The sequence below is a fragment of the Nocardioides hungaricus genome (assembly GCF_054782915.1).
Map to the genome: position 1 here is coordinate 432,775 of NZ_BAAGRO010000016.1, position 19,716 is coordinate 452,490.

The 19,716-nt window shown below is 73.9% G+C and carries 20 protein-coding genes; 17 read left to right on the forward strand and 3 right to left on the reverse strand.

Features of this window, described 5'->3' with window-relative positions:
• Positions 1 to 20: 20 nt before the first annotated feature.
• From lysS to ACYVKX_RS07085, 3 genes are all read left to right on the forward strand, one after another.
• Positions 21 to 1,532 (forward strand): lysine--tRNA ligase, encoded by a 1,512-nt coding sequence (lysS, locus tag ACYVKX_RS07075; protein ID WP_460830035.1) that lies wholly within the window; start codon positions 21 to 23, stop codon positions 1,530 to 1,532.
• A gap of 107 nt (positions 1,533 to 1,639) precedes the next feature.
• Positions 1,640 to 1,960 carry a nucleotidyltransferase family protein gene (locus ACYVKX_RS07080; RefSeq protein WP_460830036.1) on the forward strand — a complete coding sequence of 107 codons (321 nt, stop codon included), beginning with the start codon at positions 1,640 to 1,642 and terminating at the stop codon, positions 1,958 to 1,960.
• Entirely contained in the window at positions 1,957 to 2,286 is a 330-nt protein-coding gene (locus ACYVKX_RS07085) for a HepT-like ribonuclease domain-containing protein (protein WP_460830037.1), read from the forward strand. Before ACYVKX_RS07080 ends, ACYVKX_RS07085 begins: the two co-directional genes overlap by 4 nt.
• Here ACYVKX_RS07085 and ACYVKX_RS07090 read toward each other — a convergent pair.
• Positions 2,283 to 2,522 (reverse strand): hypothetical protein, encoded by a 240-nt coding sequence (locus ACYVKX_RS07090; protein WP_460830038.1) that lies wholly within the window; start codon positions 2,520 to 2,522, stop codon positions 2,283 to 2,285. The genes ACYVKX_RS07085 and ACYVKX_RS07090 overlap by 4 nt on opposite strands.
• 39 nt (positions 2,523 to 2,561) lie before the next feature.
• Complete coding sequence (locus ACYVKX_RS07095) at positions 2,562 to 3,443, reverse strand: diacylglycerol/lipid kinase family protein (protein WP_460830039.1); 882 nt, start codon at positions 3,441 to 3,443, stop codon at positions 2,562 to 2,564.
• A 127-nt stretch (positions 3,444 to 3,570) separates the two neighbouring features.
• Between ACYVKX_RS07095 and ACYVKX_RS07100 the strand changes: the two genes are divergently transcribed.
• From ACYVKX_RS07100 to ACYVKX_RS07120, 5 genes are all read left to right on the forward strand, one after another.
• Positions 3,571 to 4,869 carry an adenylosuccinate synthase gene (locus tag ACYVKX_RS07100; RefSeq protein ID WP_460830040.1) on the forward strand — a complete coding sequence of 433 codons (1,299 nt, stop codon included), beginning with the start codon at positions 3,571 to 3,573 and terminating at the stop codon, positions 4,867 to 4,869.
• Between the two features lie 167 nt (positions 4,870 to 5,036).
• Positions 5,037 to 6,305 (forward strand): hydrogenase small subunit, encoded by a 1,269-nt coding sequence (locus ACYVKX_RS07105; RefSeq protein WP_460830041.1) that lies wholly within the window; start codon positions 5,037 to 5,039, stop codon positions 6,303 to 6,305.
• Positions 6,305 to 8,053 (forward strand): nickel-dependent hydrogenase large subunit, encoded by a 1,749-nt coding sequence (locus ACYVKX_RS07110; RefSeq protein WP_460830042.1) that lies wholly within the window; start codon positions 6,305 to 6,307, stop codon positions 8,051 to 8,053. Before ACYVKX_RS07105 ends, ACYVKX_RS07110 begins: the two co-directional genes overlap by 1 nt.
• A complete protein-coding gene (gene cybH, locus ACYVKX_RS07115; protein WP_460830043.1) occupies positions 8,053 to 9,312 on the forward strand; it encodes a Ni/Fe-hydrogenase, b-type cytochrome subunit in 1,260 nt (419 codons plus the stop codon). The genes ACYVKX_RS07110 and cybH overlap by 1 nt, the downstream gene beginning before the upstream one ends.
• Positions 9,313 to 9,325: 13 nt before the next feature.
• On the forward strand, positions 9,326 to 9,841 hold the full coding sequence (locus ACYVKX_RS07120; RefSeq protein ID WP_460830044.1) for a hydrogenase maturation protease: 516 nt from the start codon (positions 9,326 to 9,328) through the stop codon (positions 9,839 to 9,841).
• Here ACYVKX_RS07120 and ACYVKX_RS07125 read toward each other — a convergent pair.
• Positions 9,832 to 10,191, reverse strand: coding sequence for a hydrogenase maturation nickel metallochaperone HypA/HybF (locus ACYVKX_RS07125; RefSeq protein ID WP_460830045.1), 360 nt, complete (start codon positions 10,189 to 10,191; stop codon positions 9,832 to 9,834). The genes ACYVKX_RS07120 and ACYVKX_RS07125 overlap by 10 nt on opposite strands.
• A 56-nt stretch (positions 10,192 to 10,247) precedes the next feature.
• Here ACYVKX_RS07125 and ACYVKX_RS07130 point away from each other — a divergent pair, with 56 nt between their 5' ends.
• The 9 genes from ACYVKX_RS07130 to ACYVKX_RS07170 all read left to right on the forward strand — a co-directional run bounded on the left by ACYVKX_RS07130 (position 10,248) and on the right by ACYVKX_RS07170 (position 19,695).
• Positions 10,248 to 11,558 (forward strand): nickel-dependent hydrogenase large subunit, encoded by a 1,311-nt coding sequence (locus tag ACYVKX_RS07130; protein ID WP_460830046.1) that lies wholly within the window; start codon positions 10,248 to 10,250, stop codon positions 11,556 to 11,558.
• Between the two features lie 15 nt (positions 11,559 to 11,573).
• The gene (locus ACYVKX_RS07135) at positions 11,574 to 11,834 is read left to right on the forward strand and encodes a HypC/HybG/HupF family hydrogenase formation chaperone (RefSeq protein ID WP_460830047.1); all 261 of its coding nucleotides are present in this window, start codon (positions 11,574 to 11,576) and stop codon (positions 11,832 to 11,834) included.
• Positions 11,816 to 12,049 (forward strand): hydrogenase maturation nickel metallochaperone HypA/HybF, encoded by a 234-nt coding sequence (locus ACYVKX_RS07140; protein WP_460830048.1) that lies wholly within the window; start codon positions 11,816 to 11,818, stop codon positions 12,047 to 12,049. Before ACYVKX_RS07135 ends, ACYVKX_RS07140 begins: the two co-directional genes overlap by 19 nt.
• Position 12,050: 1 nt before the next feature.
• Positions 12,051 to 12,818, forward strand: a complete 768-nt coding sequence (hypB, locus tag ACYVKX_RS07145) for a hydrogenase nickel incorporation protein HypB (protein ID WP_460830049.1) — start codon at positions 12,051 to 12,053, stop codon at positions 12,816 to 12,818.
• Positions 12,815 to 15,169, forward strand: a complete 2,355-nt coding sequence (hypF, locus tag ACYVKX_RS07150) for a carbamoyltransferase HypF (RefSeq protein ID WP_460830050.1) — start codon at positions 12,815 to 12,817, stop codon at positions 15,167 to 15,169. The genes hypB and hypF overlap by 4 nt, the downstream gene beginning before the upstream one ends.
• Positions 15,160 to 15,471 (forward strand): HypC/HybG/HupF family hydrogenase formation chaperone, encoded by a 312-nt coding sequence (locus ACYVKX_RS07155; RefSeq protein ID WP_460830051.1) that lies wholly within the window; start codon positions 15,160 to 15,162, stop codon positions 15,469 to 15,471. The genes hypF and ACYVKX_RS07155 overlap by 10 nt, the downstream gene beginning before the upstream one ends.
• Positions 15,468 to 16,577: a hydrogenase formation protein HypD gene (gene hypD, locus ACYVKX_RS07160; RefSeq protein WP_460830052.1), complete on the forward strand. Its 1,110-nt coding sequence runs from the start codon at positions 15,468 to 15,470 to the stop codon at positions 16,575 to 16,577. The genes ACYVKX_RS07155 and hypD overlap by 4 nt, the downstream gene beginning before the upstream one ends.
• A complete protein-coding gene (hypE, locus tag ACYVKX_RS07165) occupies positions 16,570 to 17,655 on the forward strand; it encodes a hydrogenase expression/formation protein HypE (RefSeq protein WP_460830053.1) in 1,086 nt (361 codons plus the stop codon). Before hypD ends, hypE begins: the two co-directional genes overlap by 8 nt.
• A gap of 117 nt (positions 17,656 to 17,772) precedes the next feature.
• Complete coding sequence (locus ACYVKX_RS07170; protein ID WP_460830054.1) at positions 17,773 to 19,695, forward strand: TIGR04190 family B12-binding domain/radical SAM domain protein; 1,923 nt, start codon at positions 17,773 to 17,775, stop codon at positions 19,693 to 19,695.
• The last annotated feature ends 21 nt before the right edge of the window (positions 19,696 to 19,716 follow it).

Below are 19,716 nucleotides of genomic sequence, written 5' to 3' on the forward strand. Positions count from 1 at the left end.
CCCGTCGGTAGCCTTGCCCGGTGACCGACACGCCCGATCAGCCGGACCTCGACCTGAACGACCAGATGCTGGTCCGCCGGGAGAAGCGGGCGCGGCTGCTGGAGCAGGGCCGCCAGGCCTACCCGGTCACGGTGCCGCGCACCCACACGCTGGCCGAGGTCCGCGAGACGTGGGGCCACCTCGAGGCCGGCGAGGAGACCGGCGACGTCGTCGGGGTCGCCGGCCGCGTGGTGTTCGTCCGCAACACCGGCAAGCTCTGCTTCGCCACGCTCCAGGATGGCCAGACACATGGGCAGAGCGGCACCCGCCTCCAGGTGATGCTCAGCCTGGCCGAGGTCGGCGAGGAGTCGCTGGCCGACTGGAAGCACACCGTCGACCTGGGCGACCACGTCTTCGTCGAGGGCCGGGTGATCGCGTCCAAGCGCGGCGAGCTCTCGGTCATGGCCACCCGCTGGGAGATGGCGAGCAAGGCGCTGCGCCCGATGCCGGTGCTGCACAAGGAGCTCTCCGAGGAGTCGCGGGTCCGCCAGCGGTACGCCGACCTGATCGTGCGTCAGGAGGCCCGCGACATGGTCCGCGCCCGCGCCGCCATCGTGCGCGCCGTACGCCGGACGCTCGAGGACCAGGGCTACCTGGAGATCGAGACGCCGGTGCTCCAGCTCGTCCACGGCGGCGCGAGGGCGCGGCCGTTCCGCACGCACATCAACGCCTTCGACCAGGAGATGGTGCTCCGCATCGCGCTGGAGCTGAACCTGAAGAAGGCCGTCGTCGGCGGCGTCGACCGGGTCTTCGAGATCGGCCGGATCTTCCGCAACGAGGGCGCCGACTCCACGCACAGCCCGGAGTTCACGATGCTCGAGGTCTACCAGGCCTACGGCGACCAGCACACGATGGCCGACCTGATGAGGGACATGGTCCTCGCGGCGGCCGACGCCACCGGAGGCCGGCAGCTGGAGACGCCGGCCGGCACCGTCGACCTGGACGGCGAGTGGCGCTGGCTGCCCGTCTACACCGGCGTCAGCGAGGCGGTCGGCCGCGAGGTCACGCCGGACACCGACGCGGCCACCCTCCGCGCGCTCATGGCCGAGCACGACCTGGAGTACGACGACTCCTGGGACGCCGAGAAGCTCGTGCTCGAGCTGCTCGGCGAGCTGGTCGAGCCGCGGCTGCTGCAGCCGACGTTCGTCTGCGACTACCCGCCGTCCGCGCAGCCGCTGGCCCGCCCGCACCGCGACGACCCGCGCCTGATCGAGGCGTGGGACCTGATCGTCGGCGGCGTCGAGCGCGGCACCGCGTTCAGCGAGCTGGTCGACCCGGTCGTCCAGCGCGACGTGCTCACCGAGCAGTCGCGGCAGGCCGCCGGCGGCGACCCCGAGGCGATGCAGCTCGACGAGGACTTCCTGCGGGCGCTGGAGTACGGCGCCCCGCCGATGGGCGGCCTGGGCCTGGGCATCGACCGGCTGATCATGCTGTTCACCGGGGCGGGCATCCGGGAGACGATCCTCTTCCCGCACCTCAAGCCGGAGGCATAGTAGCCCGTCGCAGCTGGTTCCACCAAAGTGAGTCTGTAGACAAGGTCGACTTCCGGTTCGGAAGTCGACCTTCGTCGTTCGGTCGACCGTATCGTTACTCTGGACCCATGAACACGCCGACTCCGGCCTCGCTGAGACTCCGTGCCGCGCTTGCTGCGCGGAGTCGTGATGTGTCGGAGATCCTGGCCAGGTACGGCGCGACGAACGCCCGGCTGTTCGGGTCTGTTGCTCGCGGCGAGGCTCGGCTGGACAGTGACCTCGACCTGATCGTCGATCTCGCTCCTGGTGCCGGCAACGAGCTCCTCCGCGTGGCCGGGCTCTCGGAGGAGTTGTCTGCCCTTCTTGGTGTCAGGGTCGACGTCGTGGCGGAGAGTCTGCTGCGGCGCGAGGTGTCGCTCGGCGCATTGTCCGATGCGGTGGCTGTGTGAGTCGATCCGACGACGAGCGTGTCGAAGACGTCCGGGCCGCGATCGCACGTTGCCTGATCTACCGCGATCATCTCGACTCACCTGAGTTCGGCTCGATGGCGTACGACGCGGTGCTTCGCAACCTCGCTGTGATCGGGGAGGCGGTGAGAGCACTGCCTGCCGAACTGAAGGCGATGCACTCCGAGGTCCCGTGGCCCTCGATCGTGGGACTCCGCAACGTGGTGATCCACGAGTACTTCCGAGTCAACCCCGATCTGGTCCGCGACATCATCAACGAGCATCTGACCACGCTTCAGGCGGCACTCGATGAGCGTGCAGACGGTTAGGCACGCACGGGATAGTCGACAAACTCGCTGAAGACATCCGCGTCCTTGTGCCACGGCGGGAGTGCCTCGAGGGAAACCCGACATCGGACGGTGACGACGTGGGCAGCGCGTGACTCGTAGCTCCGCGCCAGATTGGGCTCAGTAGAGACCAGCGCGAGATGCTCGACCACGTAGTCGCGGACGTCGTCGCGGACCGCGTCGACGTCCCAGTCCGCGGTGGCCAGCAGCCGTTGCATCCCGTGTACCGAAAGCCTGGCAGCGGCGGGACGCCCTCGTCAGGGCAGCACCATCCGGTAGGCCGCCGGCTCCACGCGCCAGGTGCGGCGCCGCTCGGGCCCGTAGACCTCGCCGTCCGCGCTGCACCAGAACGGGCCGCCGGACACCGACACGGTGCGGCCGCGGCGGTAGGTGACGTCCTCGCGGCGGTGGTGGGTCGCGAACCCGAGCCGCACGGCGTAGAGCAGCCGCGCGATCGGGCCGGTCGATCGCGAGATCAGCACGTCGACCCGGCCGTCGCGCGGGTCGGCCTCGGGGGTGAGGCGGGTGCCGCCGCCGACCGACGGGCCGTTGCCGACCGCGACCTGGAGCACCGGGTCGTCGAGGTCGCAGACGACCTCCCCGTCGATCTCGACGCGCAGCCGCACCGTCGGCGGGTCGACTGCGGTCAGCAGCGCGCCGACCGGGTAGCCGAGCCTGCCGACCCGCCTCTTCAGGCCGGCCGCGCGCCGGCTCGCCTCCGCGCCGACGCCGACGTGCACGCCGTTGACGACCACCTCGCCGACCTCGTCGACGACCAGGTCCATCGGCGTCGGTACGCCGTCGCGCACGACGCGTGCGGCCTCCTCGATGTCGAGCGGGATGTCGACACCGCGGGCGAAGTCGTTGCCGGTGCCGAGCGGCAGCAGCCCGAGCACGGCGCTCTCGAGCTCCTGGCGGCGGTGCAGCGCGGAGATCACCGCGTGCAGGCTGCCGTCGCCCCCGGCGACCACGATCCGCCGCGAGCCCGCGCGGTGCAGTACGCCGTCCAGCTCGCCCGGACGCGAGGTCGACGCGACCTCGACCGACGCCCGCTCCCGGAGCACGGCGAGCGCGGCCGCCAGGCCCTCCTCGTCCGCGGTGCCGGCCTCGGCGTTCGTGATCACGAGGAGGGGGTCCACCTCGCGGACACTATCCGAGCGCGCCCGGCCCGAAACCCACCCCGAAGGGCGCCCTTTGGTAGCGTGACGCCGCAAGAGCTCCGGTGCTGTTGTGCCGGGGCTTCTCCCTTTTGCAGGAGGCCCGCCCATGCCAGCCATCGCCATCATCGGCGCCCAGTGGGGCGACGAGGGCAAGGGCAAGGCGACCGACGTCCTCGGCTCGCGCGTCGACTACGTCGTGAAGTTCAACGGCGGCAACAATGCCGGCCACACGGTCGTCATCGACGGACCGGACGGGGCCAGCGAGAAGTACGCGCTGCACCTGCTGCCCAGCGGCATCCTCACCCCCGGCTGCACCCCGGTCATCGGCAACGGCGTGGTCGTCGACCTCGCGGTGCTCGTCGAGGAGCTCGACGGCCTGGTCGCGCGCGGCGTCGACGTCAGCCGCCTGCGGATCAGCGCGAATGCGCACGTGATCGCGGACTACAACCGCACCCTCGACAAGGTCACCGAGCGTTTCCTGGGCTCGCGGCGGATCGGGACCACCGGACGCGGCATCGGTCCGACGTACGCCGACAAGATGAACCGCGTCGGCATCCGGATCCAGGACATCTTCGACGAGAAGATCCTGACCCAGAAGGTGGAGGGCGTCCTCGAGCTCAAGGGCCAGGTGCTCACCAAGGTCTACAACCGCCGTCCGGCCACCGTCGACGAGACCGTCGAGGAGCTGCGCGCCTACGCCGACCGGCTGCGCCCGATGGTCTGCGACACCGGCCTGCTGCTCAACCAGGCGCTCGACCGCGGCGAGACCGTGCTGCTCGAGGCCGGCCAGGCCACCCTGCTCGACGTCGACCACGGGACGTACCCGTTCGTGACCTCGTCGTCGGCGACCTCCGGCGGCGCCTGCACCGGCTCCGGCATCCCGCCGACCCGGCTCGACCGGATCATCGGCATCGTCAAGGCCTACACCACCCGCGTCGGCGAGGGCCCGTTCCCGACCGAGCTGCACGACGATGCCGGAGAGCACCTGCGCAAGGTCGGCGCCGAGTACGGCACCACGACCGGGCGCCCGCGCCGCTGCGGCTGGTACGACGCCGTCATCGCCCGCTACGCCGCCCGGGTCAACGGCGTCACCGACTTCGTGCTCACCAAGCTCGACGTGCTCACCGGCCTGGAGCGGGTGCCGGTCTGCGTCGCCTACGACGTCGACGGCACCCGCCACGACGAGATGCCGGTCAACCAGAGCGACTTCCACCACGCCGTACCGATCTACGAGTACCTCGACGGCTGGTGGGAGGACATCTCCGATGCCCGCACGTTCGAGGAGCTGCCGGCCAACGCGCGGCGGTACGTCGAGGCGGTCGAGGCCATGTCCGGCGCCCGCATCTCCGCGGTCGGTGTCGGCCCCTCCCGCGCGGCGACCGTCGTCCGACACGACCTGATCTGACCACGGCCTGATCCGACCTGATCCGACCGGTCCGGGAAGGGACCTTCGGCCCGGTCTCCCGGGACCGGAGCCCGGTGCGTGCGGCGCCAGGCTCGATACGTTGAGATCGTGACGGACCGGGCGCGGTGCCCGGAGCTTTCGGACCGTCGCGCGAAGGCGGTGAGCAGATGCCCGGTTCCCCGGTCTGGCAGGACGGCACCCTGGCCGACAACCTGGCCCGCGTCGGCGTCAGCCGCCGCGACTTCCTGGGGTTCTGCAGCAAGATGGCGGCGATCTTCGCCGTCGGCAGCCCGGTGCTGGGCGTGGTCGCCGACCCGGCGTCGGCGGCTCCGAGCGCGGAGCAGATCGCCGAGAGGCTGCTGGCGATCACCAAGCCGAAGGTCGCCTGGCTGCAGCTCCAGGAGTGCACCGGCTGCCTCGAGAGCGCGCTGCGCTCGGGCGGGACCACCGTCGAGGACATCGTGCTCAGCCTGCTCTCCGTCGACTACGTCGAGCTGCTGATGGCGCCCTCGGGCGACGCGGCGAACCAGGCGCTCGAGACGGTCAACGAGCAGCCGCACGTGCTCGTCGTGAACGGCTCGATCCCCCGGGGCGCCGGCGGCGCCTTCACCGTCATCGGCGGCGAGTCGGCCGAGAAGGTGCTGCGCGACTCGGCGGAGAACGCCACCGCGATCCTGGCCGTGGGGGCGTGCGCCGTCTGGGGATCCGTGCAGGCCTCGAACCCGAATCCGACCGATGCGGTCGGGGTGGAGGAGATCATCACCGACAAGCCGGTGCTCAACGTCGCCGGCTGCCCGCCGATCGGCGAGGTGATCACCGCCGCCATCACCTACCTGCTGACCCACGACTCGCTGCCGGACACCGACGGCGAGGGTCGCCCGCTGTTCGCCTACGGCACCCGGATCCACGACGCCTGTCCCCGCCGCGCGCGCTTCGACGCCGGCCAGTTCGTGCGCTCCTTCGACGACGACGCGGCCCGCGAGGGCTGGTGCCTGTGGGACGTCGGCTGCAAGGGCCCCGCGACCTTCAGCCCCTGCCCGATCATGCAGTGGAACCTCGGCACCAGCTGGCCCATCGGCGCCGGCCACCCCTGCATCGGGTGCACCGAGCGCGACTTCTTCGACCGGTTCACGCCGTTCTACCAGGCGCTCCCCGACGTGAAGATCCCGGGCATCGGGGTCGAGACCACGGCCAACAAGATCGGCCTGGCCCTGCTCGGGGCCACGGTCGGCGGGGTGGCGGTGCACGCCGCGGCCACCGCCGGACAGCGCTGGGTCCAGCGCCGGGCCGAGCGGCAGGAGGAGCCGCTGGCGGCGTTCGGCGACACCGACCGGGTCTGGCTGCCGACGCCGGCCCTGCGCGAGGACGCCGAGCCGGACGCCGACGCCCGCACCGACACCCGCACCGACACCCGCACCGAGGAGGACGAGCGCTGATGGCCACCGAGCGTGTCGTGATCGACCCGTTGACCCGGATCGAGGGCCATCTGCGCATGGAGATGGAGGTCGCGGACGGCGTCATCTCCGACGCCTGGTCCGAGGTCACCCAGTTCCGCGGGATCGAGATCATCCTGCAGGGCCGCGACCCGCGCGACGCCTGGGCCTTCGCCCAACGCATCTGCGGCGTCTGCACCGCCGTGCACGCCGTGGCCTCGATCGTGGCCGTCGAGGACGCCCTCGACTACCGCCCGCCGGTCCAGGCCGAGCTGATCCGCGACCTGGTGCTGGGCAGCCAGACGGTGCAGGACCACGTGATCCACTTCTACCACCTGCAGGCGCTGGACTGGGTCAATGTCCCCTCGGCCGCGACCGCGGACCCGAACGCCGCGGTCGCCTTCGCCAGCGGCGTCGGCTCGCGCTGGTCGGGCAACTCGGTGGACCGGATGCGCGAGGTCAAGCAGACCGTCGAGGGCGTGCTCGCCAGCGGGCAGCTCAGCATCTTCACCAACGGCTACTGGGACCACCCCGGCTACAAGCTCCCGCCGGCGGCCAACCTGATGGCGGTCGCCCACTACCTCGACGCCCTGGAGTTCCAGCGCTCGATGATCCGGATCGGCACCGTCTTCGGCGGCAAGAACCCGCACCCCAACTTCCTGGTCGGGGGCATGGCCTGCTCGATCAACCTCGACAACCAGGCCACGATCAACCAGGTCACGCTCGACCAGGTCGCCGCCTGGCTGGAGGAGACCCGCACCTTCGTGCGCGACTGCTACTACCCGGACGTCCTCGCGATCATGGGCGCCTACCGGGAGTGGTTCGACATCGGCGCCGGCCAGCCGGACTTCCTGGCCGCCGGGATGGTCGGCGCGACGTACGCCGGAGACCCGGCCGCCGCCCGCACCCGGCCCTCCATGAGCCCGATCGCGGCGGGCGTGCTGCTCGACGGCGACTACGACACCGTGCGCCCCTTCGACCCGGGGCTGATCGAGGAGTACGTCGCCTCGGCCTGGTACACCTACCAGGACGGCGACGACGCCGGCCTGCCGCCGGCGCGGGGGGAGACCACCGTCGACTACACCGGACCCGAGCTGCCGTGGACCTGGCTCGGCGACCAGGACAGGTACACCTGGTCCAAGGCGCCGCGCTACGACGGCCGCGCCGTGCAGGTCGGCCCCGTCGCGCGCGTCCTGCTCGCCTACGCCCAGGGGCACGAGCGCACCGTGGAGCTGGTCGACGAGGCGCTCGGCAGGCTCCGGATCCGGCGCGCCCAGCTCAACTCCACCGCCGGCCGGATCCTGTGCCGCGCCATCGAGGCGGTGACCGCGAGCGAGCTGATGGTCGACAGCACCTACGCGACGTTCACCGCCAACATCGCGCGCGGGCGGACCGACGTGTTCAACCCGGACAAGTGGGAGCCGGACAGCTGGCCCGACGAGGCCGTCTCCGGCTACTCCGTGCTCGAGGTCGCCCGCGGCAACCTCACCCACTGGTGCACCGTCGAGGACGGCAAGGTCGCGCGCTACCAGGCGGTGGTGCCCACGACCTGGCTCGGCGGCGGACGCGACGCGGCCGGCCGGCCCGGGCCCTACGAGTACTCCCTGGCCGAGGGCGCCCACCCGCTGGTGCGGCCCGACCAGCCACTGGAGCCGCTGCGCACCATCCACTCCTTCGACCCCTGCATGTCCTGCGCCGTGCACGTCCTGGACCCCTCCGGCGCCGAGCTGCAGAGGGTGGTGACCCCCTGATGGAGCCGGGGGAGGGCGCCGTCGGCGCGCTCGCCGAGCCGCCGCACTCGCGCGGGCCGGGCCGGATCCGGCTGGGCCGCATCCAGATCGGCACCCCGGCCTCGCTGGGCCCGACCAGCTCGGCCCGGCTCGTCGCGCTCGCGGCGGCGGCCGCGCCGGCGGACTCCGCCGACCCGGTCGACCTCGCGCTGCTCCAGGAGACCCGGGCGTTCTACGACGAGCGGCCGATGCCGCCGGTGGAGACGGTCTCGTTCGAGCCGGCCACGCCGGAGCGGCGCTACAGCGTGACCCGGGTGCGCGGTCTCCGCCTCCCCGACGGCACCGACGTCGAGGAGCTCGACGTGATGCGCGGCGACCTGCGCGCGGTGGCCGGCGCCGCCCGGCTGAGCCCGGACCGGCGGCTGCTGCTGATGAACAACGCGTCGTACGTCGGCCGGCGCGGCTACCGCCCGCTCGCGGTGGCCACGGCCCCGGTGTCCGCGGCCGGCGCCGGGAGGTTCGAGGTGCACGGGTTCGTGCCGGTGCGGACCGCGCGCGCCAAGGGGTTCCGCGCCGACGTCTCGAGCCGTCCGGCCGAGTGGGTCCGGGTGCCCGTCTGGCCGGCGACGCTGCGCTGGCTGCACTGGCTCAACGTCGTGGCGATCACCCTGCTGACGGTCACCGGCTACTACATCGCCAACCCGTTCTTCGACGGCAGTCGCGGCGGCGCGGGCTTCTTCATGGGCTGGGTGCGGTTCGTGCACTTCGCGGTCGCCTACGGCTGGGTGACCCTCGGCCTGTGGCGGCTCTACCTGCTGCTCTTCTCGCGGAACCGGTTCGTGCGCTGGCCGGCGCTGTGGCCGCTCAAGAGCCGGCAGGACGTGCGCAACATGGGCCGGACGATCTCGGCGTACCTGCTGGTGCACCCCGAGAACGCGCCCACCTACATCGCGCACAACCCGCTGCAGCAGCTCACCTACACCGGCATCTACGTCCTGGCGCTGGTCGAGGTGGTGACCGGGTTCGGCCTGTACGGGCTCTACCACACCGACTTCTGGCTGTGGAGCCTCCTGCAGTGGCCGGTCGGCCTGCTCGGCGAGCCGCTGGTGCGCCAGCTGCACTACGTGATCATGCTGGTGTTCTGGATCTTCGTGGTCCTGCACATCTACCTCGCCGTCCGCGCCGACACCCTCGAGCGGCACGGCGGCCTGTCCTCGATCATCAGCGGCGGGGTCTGGCTGCGGAAGGGCTCCCATCCCGTCGACGACCCGAACCTGTGAGGTGGGCGGTGCGATGACCTCGACCCCCTCGATCACCGTCCTCGGCGTCGGCAACCCGATCATGCGCGACGACGGCGTCGGCCTCGCGCTCCTGGAGCGGCTGATGGCGCCGGGCGACCTGGACGTGGAGTTCGTCGACGGCGGTACGGCGGGGATGTCGCTGCTGCCCCTGGTCAGCGACGCCCACTCGCTGCTGGTGCTCGACGCGGTCGCCGGCTCGACGGCACCCGACCCGGTAGCGCCGGGCACCGTCGTGCACCTCGACGGCGACCAGCTCCCGCGACTGCTCACCGGCAAGCTCTCGCCCCATCAGGTCGACCTGCTCGACGTGCTCGCCGGCTGCCGGCTGCTGGGCTCGGAGCCGCGCCGGCTGACCGTGGTGGGGGTGGTGCCGGAGGTGGTCGACTTCGGGCTCGGCCTCAGCCCGGTCGTGGCGGGCGCCCTGCCCGCGGCCGAGGCGCTGGCCCGGCGGGTGCTGGCCGACTGGCGCGCAGAGGACCCGCGGCCCGTGGAGACTGGTCACCGATGACCGGGCACGTCCAGGTCGACATAGGCGACCGTCAGCTCCCGGCCGCGCGCCAGCGTCCCGGTGGGGGTGTCGCACGCGGGGCAGCGCAGCGCGTAGAACTCGTCGATCTCCACCTCGCCGGCGCACGCCGGGCACCACACGGCGGCGCGCACCTCCTCCAGGGACAGCTCGGCCCCCTCGACGCCGGAGCCGGCGACGGCCAGCGGCCACGCCGCGAGCAGCGCCTCCGGCACCGCGCCGCTGAGCGTCCCCACCTGCAGCGCGACCGTCAGCACCCGGTCGGCCCCGGCCGCGGCGCGCGCTCGCTCGACGGCGTCGACGACGCCGGTGAGCAGGGACAGCTCGTGCACCCGGCCATCCTGACATCGACGCCTGCCCGGACGCCGGCACCGACGGGAACCGGCCGGTGAGCGCCCGCACGCTGCGCCTCGGCCAGGTCGTCGACCCCGCCGCGACCCGGGTCGAGGCCCGGCTGGACCCGGCCGGCCGGCTCGCCGAGGTCGTCTTCGACCTCGGGGCGCTGCCCCGCGTGGAGCCCCTCCTGCGTGGCCGTCCGGTCGCCGACGTGCCCCGCCTGGTCGAGCGGGTGTGCGGCATCTGCCCCGCCGCCCACCACCTCGCCGGCATCCGCGCGCTCGAGGCGCTGCTCGGGGTGTCCGGCATGCCGGCCACCGCCGACGCCGTCCGGCGGCTGCTGCACCACGGCGCCGTACTGCAGGCCCACGCGGAGCGGCTGGTCGAGGTCGACGCCGACCGGGCGGTCGCCCTGCGCGGCTTCGGCACGCGGGTGCTCGCCGCGGCCGGGGGCTCCGGGCACTTCCCGCGGTGCGCCGTCCCCGGCGGCGTGGTCGCACCGGTCGACGCCGGCACGCGCGACGCGTTGGTGCTCGGGCTCGACGCCGCGCGCGCCGCCGCGAGCGAGCTGGTCGAGCTGGCGCTGCGCCGGCCCGGCCCCGCCACCGACGACGGGTACGACGGGCACGACGTCGCGCTCGTGGACGCCGAGGGCCTGCTCGACCTGTGCGGCGAGCGGCTGCGGGCGCGGGCCGCCTCCGGTGCCGTGGACGTCTCGGACCGGACGGCGCCGGAGTGGGCGGACGCGGTCGCCGAGACCCGGCCCGCCCGGGGCGGCTACCGGGTCGGGCCCGTGGCGCAGCTGCGCGCCCCCGACGGGCTGCCGGCGCCGGACGCGGAGGCCGCCCGGCTGCGCTGGCTCGCCTCCGGCGCGACCCCCGGGGGCGCCCGCGCCGTCGCCGCGCTGCACGCGGTCGAGGCGGTCGGCGACCTCCTCGACCGCCCCGAGCTGGTCGCGGGGGCGAGTGCCGTCGCGCCCGGCGCCCTCGCGGAGGGCGCCGGGACCGGGTGGGTCGACGGTGCCCGCGGGCTGCTGGTCCACCACTACGTCGCCGGCGCCGACGGCCTGCTCGCGCAGGCGCGGATCACCACGCCCACCTCGCAGAACGAGCGCTGGCTGTCCGCCCTGCTCACCCGGATCCTGGGGCCGGTCGACGTGCGCCGGCAGCCCCCGCCGGAGACCGGGTCCGCGATCGAGGCCGCCATCCGCGCGGCCGACCCGTGCCTGCCCTGCACCGCGCTGCCGCCCGGCTCGCTCGCCGTCACGCTCGACGTCGTCGACGCCGACCGGCGGCCGCTGGCGAGCTGGCGACTGGGCGGGGCCGGGACCGACGGCGCGGGCTCCGGCAGCGGGGAGGGCTGAGCGATGTGCCTCGGGGTGCCCAGCCGGATCGTGGCCGTCGCCGGTCACGGGGTGCTCGCCCGCGCGACGCTGGACGCGCAGGGCGCCACCCGCGAGTGCCACCTCGCCTACCTGCCCGAGGCCCGGGTCGGCGACTGGGTCCTCGTGCAGGCGGGGTTCGCGGTCACCCTGCTCGACGAGGAGTCCGCGCGGGAGTCGCTGGCGGCGTTCGCCGAGCTCGGCGTCCTCGGGCGAGCCGAGGCGGACGGGAGCGGGCCGTGCACGAGCTCGCCGTGATGCGCAGCGTCGTCGAGACCGTCGCCGAGCACGCCGCCGGCCGGCGGGTCACCCGGATCCGGCTCGTCGTCGGCGAGCGGTCCGGGGTGCTGCCGCACGCCCTGGAGTTCTGCTTCGACCTGGCCTGCGCGGACACCCCGCTGGCGGGGGCCGAGCTGGTGCTGGACGCCCGCCCCGGGCGCCAGCTGCTGATCGACTCGATCGAGGTGATCTGACATGTGTGCCACCTGCGGCTGCGCCGACGGCGCCGGCGTGCGCGTCTCGGGAGTGCTCGGCGCCGAGCACGACCATCACCACGACCATGACCACACCCACGAGCACCCCGCGCCGACGCTGGAGCGGCTCGAGATCGACGTGCTCGCCAAGAACGACGCGCTCGCGGCGGCCAACCGCCGCCGCGCGGCCGAGCAGGGCCGCACCGTGCTCAACCTGATGAGCTCGCCCGGATCGGGCAAGACCACCCTGCTCGTGCGCACCCTGCGCGAGCTGGCCGGCGAGCTGCCCCTGGCCGTCGTGGAGGGGGACCAGGAGACCCGCCTCGACGCCGAGCGGATCCACGCCACCGGCGTCCCGGTCGTCCAGGTCAACACCGGAGCCGGCTGCCACCTCGACGCGGCGATGCTGGCCGACGCGCTCGGCCGGCTCGACCCCGGGCCCGGCGCCCTGGTCTTCGTCGAGAACGTCGGCAACCTGGTCTGCCCGGCGCTCTTCGACCTCGGCGAGGACGCCCGGATCGTGGTGATCTCGGTGACCGAGGGCGCCGACAAGCCCACCAAGTACCCCGCCATGTTCGCCGCGGCCGACCTCCTCGTCATCAACAAGGTCGACCTGCTGCCCTACGTCGACTTCGACGTCGACGACTGCGTACGCCGCGCCCGCGAGGTCAACCCCGGCCTCGAGGCGCTCAGCGTCTCGGCCACCACCGGCGCCGGGATCGCGGAGTGGACCGGCTGGCTGCGCCGCCGGCAGGGGGCACGGACATGAGCCACCGGGTCGCCGCCCCGGCCCGCGAGCCGGGCGCGGCGCGGATCCGCCGTCGGTACGTCGTGCGCGGCGTCGTCCAGGGCGTCGGGTTCCGCCCGTTCGTCTACGTCGCCGCCACCGACCTCGGCCTCACCGGCACGGTCGCCAACGGCAGCGACGGCGTGACCGTCGAGGTCGAGGGGCCGGCCGCGGCGGTCGAGGAGCTGGGCCGGCGGCTGTCCGACGCCGCGCCGCCGCTCGCCGCCGTGGCCGCCGTCGAGGCCGAGGACCTGCCGCTGCGGGGCGGGACCGGCTTCACCATCGCGGCATCCTCCTCGGCGGGCCGGGCGCGCACGCTCGCCTCGCCCGACGTCGCCACCTGCGCCGACTGCCTGCGCGAGCTGGCCGACCCCGGCGACCGCCGCCACCGGCACCCGTTCGTCACCTGCACCAACTGCGGGCCGCGGTTCACGATCGTCACCGGGCTGCCCTACGACCGGGCGCGCACGACCATGGCCGACTTCGAGATGTGCCCGGCCTGCCGCCGGGAGTACGACGACCCGGCCGACCGCCGGTTCCACGCCCAGCCGATCGGGTGCCACGACTGCGGTCCGGTGCTCGAGCTGGTCGGGCCGGAGGCCGGACCAGCGCGAGGGGAGGACGCCGTACGCGCGGCCCGCGCCGCGCTCGCCGCCGGGCGGATCGTCGCGGTCAAGGGCCTCGGCGGCTACCACCTGGTCTGCGACGCCGCGGACGAAGCCGCCGTCGCGCGGCTGCGCCGCCGCAAGGCGCGCGGGCCCAAGCCCTTCGCGCTGATGGTTCCCGACCTCGCGACCGCCCGGACCCTCGGCCACGTCGACGCCGCCACCGCCGCGGCGCTCACCGGCCCGCAGCGCCCGATCGTGCTGCTCGACCGGCGCCGCGACGCGCCGGTGGCGCCGTCGGTCGCCCCCGGCAGCCCCGACCTCGGCGTGATGCTGCCCTACACGCCGGTGCACACCCTGCTGCTCGGCCTGCCCGGGGACGAACCGGGCCCTCGGCTGCTCGTGATGACCTCGGGCAACCTCGGCGGCGAGCCGATCGTGACCGACGACGACGCCGCCCTCGACGTACTCTCCGGCCTGGCCGACCTGTGGCTGCGCCACGACCGCCGCATCGAGCAGCCCTGCGACGACTCGGTGGTCCGCGTGGTCGACGGCGTCGAGACGGCGATCCGGCGCTCGCGCGGCTGGGCGCCGCTGCCGGTGGCGCTGCCGCGCTCGGTAGAGCCGGTGCTCGCGGTGGGCGCCGACCTCAAGAGCACCTGCTGCGTCGCCGAGGGCCGCTACGCCTGGCTCAGCCAGCACGTCGGCGACATGGACGACCTGGCCACCCTCGCCGCCTTCGACCGCGCGCAGGAGCGGCTGCGGCTGCTGACCGGCGTCCGGCCGTGGAGCCTGGTGGTCGACGCCCATCCGGGCTACCGCTCGACCGGCTGGGCGCACCGGCACGCCCGGGCCGCCGGCCTCCCGGTGGTCGCCGTCCAGCACCACCACGCGCATGTCGCCGCGGTGCTGGCCGAGCACGGCGTCGACGCCGCCCGGCAGGTGATCGGCGTCGCCTTCGACGGCACCGGGTACGGCGCGCCCGGGCCCGACGGCCACGCGGCGAGCTGGGGCGGGGAGTTCCTGGTCGCCGACTACGGCGGCTTCCGGCGGATCGCCCATCTCGCGGAGGTCGGGCAGCCCGGTGGCGACGCCAGCGTCGCGCGCCCCTACCGGATGGCGCTGGCCCACCTCGCCGCCGCGGGCGTCGAGTGGGCGGCCGACCTGCCCTGCGTGGCCGCCTGCCCGGAGGCCGAGCGCGGGGTGCTCCGCCATCAGCTCCGCACCGGGCTGGGCACCACGCCGACCTCCAGCATGGGGCGGCTGTTCGACGCCGTGTCCTCGCTCCTCGGCGCCTGCCAGCTCGTCGAGTACGAGGGGCAGGCCGCCGTCGAGCTGGAGGCGCTCGCTCGCGGCCACGACGCCTCCGCCGGCTACCGGTTCGAGGCCGGGCCGGGCCCGGTCGACGCGGCGCCGGTGATCCGCGCGGTGGTGGCCGACCTGCGCGACGGAGCGGAGCTCGTCGAGATCGCCGCCCGCTTCCACCGGGGGGTCGCCGAGCTGGTGCGCGACGTCTGCGTGGCCGAGCGCGCCGCGTCCGGGATCGAGACGGTCGCCCTCGGCGGCGGCGTGTTCCAGAACGTCGTCCTGCTCCGCGCCGCCCGCCGGCTGCTCGACGCCGCCGGGTTCGAGGTGCTGGCCGCCGAGCGACTGCCCGCGAACGACGGCGGACTCGCCCTCGGACAGGCGATGATCGCAGCACACGGAGGAGGAGCCGCATGTGTCTAGCCGTGCCCGGCCGGGTCGTCCGCATCGACCAGGCCGACCAGATGCCGATGGCCCAGGTCGACTTCGGCGGGGTGACCAAGGAGGTCTGCCTCGCCTACGTCCCGGAGGCCGAGGTGGGGGAGTACGTCATCGTCCACGTCGGCTTCGCGATCCAGCGGCTCGACGAGCAGTCCGCGCTCGACACCCTCCGGGAGTTCGAGCGGCTCGGCGTGCTGGAGGAGGAGTTCGGCGACGGGTTCGAGCTGGCGGCGCGCCAGCTCGAGGACCCCGATCCGCACGCGAGTGGAGGAGACCCCCGATGAAGTACCTCGACGAGTTCGCCGACCCGGCGCTGGCGCTGCGCCTGGTCGACCAGGTCAAGGCGGTCGCGACGCGACGCTGGTCGATCATGGAGGTCTGCGGCGGCCAGACCCACTCGATCGTGCGGCACGGCATCGACCAGCTGCTCGCCGACCAGGTCGAGATGATCCACGGCCCCGGCTGCCCGGTCTGCGTCACCCCCCTGGAGATCATCGACAAGGCTCTGGAGATCGCCGCGCGCCCGGGCGTGATCTTCTGCTCGTTCGGCGACATGCTGCGCGTGCCCGGCAGCGAGCGGGACCTGTTCCGGGTCAAGGGTGAGGGCGGCGACGTGCGCGTCGTCTACTCGCCCATGGACGCGCTGCGGATCGCCCGGGAGAACCCGGACCGCGAGGTGGTGTTCTTCGGGATCGGCTTCGAGACCACCGCGCCGGCGAACGCGATGACGGTCTTCCAGGCCCGCCGCCTGGGCATCGGCAACTTCTCCCTGCTCGTCTCCCACGTGCTGGTGCCGCCGGCGATCGCCGCGATCATGGAGTCGCCGACCTGCCGGGTCCAGGGCTTCCTCGCGGCCGGCCACGTGTGCAGCGTGATGGGCACCGGCGAGTACCCCGCCCTCGCCGAGCGCTACCGGGTGCCGATCGTGGTCACCGGCTTCGAGCCGCTCGACATCCTCGAGGGCATCCGGCGTACCGTCGTCCAGCTCGAGCAGGGCCGCCACGAGGTGGAGAACGCCTACGAGCGGGCCGTGGCCGCGGCGGGCAACCGGCCGGCGATGGCGATGCTCGCGGACGTCTTCGAGGTCACCGACCGCACTTGGCGCGGGATCGGCACGATCCCGGGCAGCGGCTGGCGGCTGTCGGCCCGCTACGCCGAGTTCGACGCCGAGGAGCGCTTCTCCGTCGGGGGGATCCGGGTCGCCGAGTCGTCGCTGTGTCGCGCCGGCGAGGTGCTCCAGGGCCAGCTCAAGCCGCACGAGTGCGCCGCGTTCGGCCGCGAGTGCACGCCGCGTACGCCGCTGGGGGCGACCATGGTCTCCTCCGAGGGCGCCTGCGCGGCGTACTACCTCTACCGCCGGCTCGAGGCGACGGGAGCGGCTCGTGGCTGAGCGCGACCGGGTGCCGGCGAGCGGCGCGAGCATCGACCTGGACGCCTGGGTGTGCCCGGCCCCGCTGCGCGACTCGCCGGTCGTGGTGATGGGCCACGGGGGCGGCGGCGCGATGTCGGCGGAGCTGATCGAGCACCTCTTCCTCCCGGCGTTCGGGGACGCCGCACGGGCCGGCCTCGCCGACGCCGCGGTCGTCGACCTGGGCGGGTCGCGGATCGCGTTCTCGACCGACTCCTACGTCGTCCGCCCGATGTTCTTCCCCGGCGGCTCGATCGGCGACCTGGCCGTCAACGGCACCGTGAACGACCTCGCGATGATGGGCGCCCGGCCGCTGGTGCTCTCGACCGCGTTCATCCTCGAGGAGGGCACCTCGCTGGCCGAGGTCGGCCTGGTCGCGCAGGCGGTCGGGGAGGCCGCCCGAGCCGCCGGCGTCGCCCTGGTCACCGGCGACACGAAGGTGGTCGACCAGGGCAGCGGTGACGGCGTCTACGTCAACACCGCCGGGGTGGGGCTGCTCGACCCGGGCGTCGACATCCGCCCCGAGCGGGCCGCCGCGGGCGACGCGGTCATCGTCAGCGGCGACATCGGCGTCCACGGGATCGCGGTGATGAGCTGCCGCGAGGGGCTGGAGTTCGGCACCGAGGTGGCCACCGACAGCGCGCCCCTGCACGGCCTCGTCGCCGCGATGCTCGCCTCGGGCGCCGCGGTGCACACGCTGCGCGACCCCACGCGCGGCGGGGTCGCCGCCTCGCTCAACGAGATCGCCCGGGCCGCCGACATGGGCATCGAGCTCGCCGAGCCCGACCTGCCCATCCCCGCCGGGGTGCGCGACGCGTGCGGCCTGCTGGGCCTCGACCCGCTCTACGTCGCCAACGAGGGCAAGCTGCTGGCGTTCGTGCCGGCGGCCGACGCCGAGACCGTGCTGGCCGCGATGCGCGAGCACGAGCACGGGCGCGGCGCCCGGGTGATCGGCCGCTGCGTCGAGGACCACCGCGGCCTGGTGGTCGCCCGCACCGCGCTCGGCAGCCGGCGGGTGGTCGACCTGCCGATCGGGGAGCAGCTGCCGCGGATCTGCTGACCCCGGCCCGGGCGGAACTGGTGACTCCCGGCCCTGCCGGCGGTTACCTCTGGCCGCGGCGCGCGGCGCCCGCCGTGCCTAGCGTGGGAGCTGGAGCCGGAGCTGGAGGAGGCGGACGTGGACGTGGACGCAGGCACGGCGGGCGGTCGGACCGCGAGAGGCGGACTCGGCCGGATGTTCGGGCTCGACCTCGCGCTGCTGCACGCGCCGTCGGTGTGGGACTTCCGGGAGGAGGTCATCCTGCACGGCCCGCTGGCCGACGTGATCCCGTCGACCACCGTGTTCGAGATGTACCCCGTCGGCCTGACCAGCATCGCGGCGTACCTGGAGGCCAACAACTACAACGTCCGCCTGGTCAACCTCGCCTACCGGATGCTGCGTCAGCCCGGCTTCGACGCGGTACGCCGGATCGCGGCCCTGCGCGCCCCGGTGTTCGGGATCGACCTGCACTGGCTGCCGCACGCCCACGGGGCGCTCGGCCTGGCCGCGCTGGTCAAGCAGGTGCACCCGGACGCGAAGGTGGTGCTCGGCGGCCTGTCGGCCAGCTACTTCTCCGCCGAGATCCTCGCCGAGCACCCGGCGGTCGACTTCGTGCTCCGCGGCGACTCGGCCGAGGAGCCCTGCCGCCAGCTGCTCGCGGCGCTGCGCGACGGCACGCCCCTGGAGCGGGTCGAGAACCTCTCCTGGCGGCGCCCGGACGGGACGGTCGTGCACAACCCGCTGACCTTCGTCCCGGCCGACCTCGACTGGACCGACGTGCCGGCCTACGACTACCTGCTGCACGCGGTGTTCAAGTACGGCAGCTTCGCCGACTTCCTGCCCTACCTGGAGTGGCTGCGCTACCCCTCGACCATGCTGCTGAACTCCCGTGGCTGCCCGATGGAGTGCACGCTGTGCGGCGGGTCCGGCTCGGGCTACGCCCGGGTCGTCGAGCGCTGCGCGCCGGCGATGCGCTCGCCGGAGAAGCTGGTGGAGGACGCGCGGCGGATCGCGTCGTTCTCCCGGGCGCCGATCTTCATGGTCCACGACCCGCGTGTGGGCGGGCTGGCCCGGGCCCGGCGCTTCTTCGAGCTGTTCCGGGCTGCCCGGATCCCCAACGAGCTGGTGATCGAGACCTTCTGGCCCGCCGACGCGGCGTTCTTCGAGATGGTGGCCGACGCGACCAGCTCCTGGAGCCTGCAGATCACCATCGAGTCCCACGACCCCGCGCTGCGGCGGGTCAACGGCAAGTACGCCGTCTCCGACGCGGCCGTGGAGCGCACGCTGCGCGCGGCACTGGACGCCGGCTGCGGCAAGCTCGACCTGTTCTTCATGGTCGGGCTGCCGGGGCAGTCGCCGGAGAACGCGCTGGGGACCGTCGACTACTGCCGCGGCCTGGTCGAGACCTTCGACCGCGACCCGCGGCTGCAGTTCTACGTGGCGCCGATGGGGCCGTTCCTCGACCCGGGCAGCCGGGTCTTCGAGGACCCCGAGTCCTTCGGCTACCGCCCGCGCCTGCGCACGCTGGAGGACCATCGACAGGCGCTGCTCGGCCCGACCTGGCTGGACATGCTCGCGTTCGAGACCGACGAGATGACCCGGGAGCAGATGGTGGCGACCACCTACGAGGTCGGCCGCCGCCTCAACGCCCTCAAGCACGAGACGGGGCTGGTCGACGAGCGCACCTACGCCGCGGTCGACGCCCACCTGGAGGCCGCGGTGCGGCTGGTCGCCGAGATCCGCGGGCTCGACGGGCTCCCCGAGGAGCAGCGGCGGCAGCGGCTGCGCGAGCTCCAGGAGGAGTCCTGGTGGGCGAGCACCGAGAACCTCGTGGGCGAGGACGAGCTGAAGTGGAAGACCTCCACGGGCCTGTGCGTGAGCTGGACGCTGGCGCGCGCCGCGATCGGCGCGCTGGTCCGCGAGGTGGGCCACGCCGTGGCCCGGGCCCGGCGCCGGTACGACGTCGCGGTGGCCACGCCGCGCCGGCTGCCGCCGGTGGCGGAGTCCCGGCGGGGCCGGCGCGGGACCGCCCGGGCCGGGTCGCCGGCCGGCCGCTCCTGACCCCCGCCGGGGCCCGTTAGG